Annotated in this window: 2 protein-coding genes and 2 pseudogenes; 2 read left to right on the forward strand and 2 right to left on the reverse strand. The window is 68.5% G+C overall.

The features are described 5' to 3' along the window. A pseudogene (locus ACFYWY_RS38165) lies at positions 1 to 148 on the forward strand (dihydrofolate reductase); the annotation flags it as partial. Here the strand turns inward: ACFYWY_RS38165 and ACFYWY_RS38170 are convergent. Further along, positions 93 to 473, reverse strand: a complete 381-nt coding sequence (locus tag ACFYWY_RS38170; protein WP_389196116.1) for a hypothetical protein — start codon at positions 471 to 473, stop codon at positions 93 to 95. The pseudogene ACFYWY_RS38165 and the gene ACFYWY_RS38170 overlap by 56 nt on opposite strands. A gap of 155 nt (positions 474 to 628) precedes the next feature. Continuing rightward, positions 629 to 1,447, reverse strand: a pseudogene (locus tag ACFYWY_RS38175) (transposase); the annotation flags it as partial. Here ACFYWY_RS38175 and ACFYWY_RS38180 point away from each other — a divergent pair. Further along, positions 1,386 to 1,631: hypothetical protein (locus ACFYWY_RS38180; RefSeq protein ID WP_389196119.1), on the forward strand; the 246-nt coding region annotated here is incomplete at its 3' end. The pseudogene ACFYWY_RS38175 and the gene ACFYWY_RS38180 sit on opposite strands and share 62 nt — an antisense overlap.

Below are 1,631 nucleotides of genomic sequence, written 5' to 3' on the forward strand. Positions count from 1 at the left end.
CCGACTCTTGATCATGCCGGTGCTCCTCGGCGGCGGTAAGACGATCTTCCCCGACGACGGTGCGCAGCGGACGCTCGAGCTGGTCTCGACCGTCACCAGCGCCAACGGCGTGAATGTGTGCACGTACCGGCGGGTCTCCAAGGCGTAGGCGGGGCGGCCGGGTACACCGACACCTCGGGGCGGTCGGTGTCGTCGAGGTAGAGGGACAGGCTGCCCCGGTAGCCGGTGCGGCTGCGGGCGAGCCGCGGCAGGGCGTCGTCAGGGGCGGTGGCCTGGAAGGCGTTCACGGGGCCGAGACAGGCGCGGACGGCGGTGAACTGGTCCCAGTAGTGGGGGTGGTGGGTGCCGGTGACGTGCACGCTGCCGCGCATCGCCCCGCTCAGCTCGAACACGACGGCGTCGTCCTGGCGGTGGCCGGCGGTGGCGCGCACGGTTCCGGCGGGCGTTTCGATGGTCAGGCTCGGGCTGGTCAAGGGCTGCGGCCCCTCGGGGTCGACTCGGTGAGCCCGGCGGACGGCGTCTGTGGGTTACTCCTGCGGCGGCTTGTGGCGGCGGAGGTTGCCCCGGTCGGTCAGGGTGTGTCAATTTAACGGCCCTGTCTCACATTCGGTGGTAGCGGAGGGTGATGCTATTCGAGGAGGATGCGGTGGCGGAGAAGAGGGAAGCCCGCTCTGCCGTACATCTGCCTCGCGATCAGCTTGGTCTTCGTGTTGACGCCCTCGGTGGGTCCGTTGCTGTACGGGAGTGTGAGAGCGGCGATGACGGCGTCGCGGTCGCGGTCGAGGCCCCGGGTGAAGGCGTGCAGATAGGGCAGATCGACTGTTCGGACCTGGGTGATCCAGTGCTCAAGGGCATCGGCGTTTCCTTGGGCGGGTACCAGGAGCTGGGCGAATGTCCGAATGTGGGCAGCCAGCTGGGTCATCTCGGGGCAGGCGGCGGTGAGCTGGGCCAGGAGGCCGTGTTGTTCGGACTTGAGGTTGTCGGGCCTGCTGAGCAGCATCCGGGCAAGTCGGCGCGGGGAGATGTGGCTGCGGTCGGCATCCGCACGGCCTTGGTTGATGTACTTGTGCAGGAGGTTGAGGCAGCCTGTGAACCCGAGGGTCTTGATCTCTTCGAAGAGGTGCAGGACAGGGACGGCGGGGTCCTCGGCCCGGCGTTTGCGCAGGTGCTCGCGGTAGGGGTCGACGAGGCTGGCACGGGATTTGGGGACGCGTAGCATCCTTTCGGGCCGATCGGCCCGGGCGTAGCGTTTGACGGTGTTCAGGGCCAGTTGGAGACGGCGTGCGCATTCGAGCAGGCCCACCCCCTTGCCGAGCAGGTCGTGGACCTGGTGCCAGCGCTCCAGAGTGGTCTGTGCACGGGGCCCGTCGTAGAGGGGCGTGTCCATGACGGTGGCCCAGCAACTGCTGTGGGCCTTGACCTCGCTCAGCGCGGCTTCGCCCAGGTTGTCGGGTCGGGTCCGGGCGCGGTTCCTGGATCACTCCAGGACCGTTTCCCGGACCCGACCCGACAACCTGTGCGAAGCCGCCGAGAAGTGCGTCTACCGGCACCGCGGATGCTTGCGCCCCATGCCGGTGCAGCCCGAGGAGCCGCAGGAAGAGACGGAGCCGACTGCGTCGTCGCCTTGGCCG

The organism is Streptomyces sp. NPDC002870 (assembly GCF_042888505.1).
In the GTDB taxonomy this organism is placed as follows: domain Bacteria; phylum Actinomycetota; class Actinomycetes; order Streptomycetales; family Streptomycetaceae; genus Streptomyces.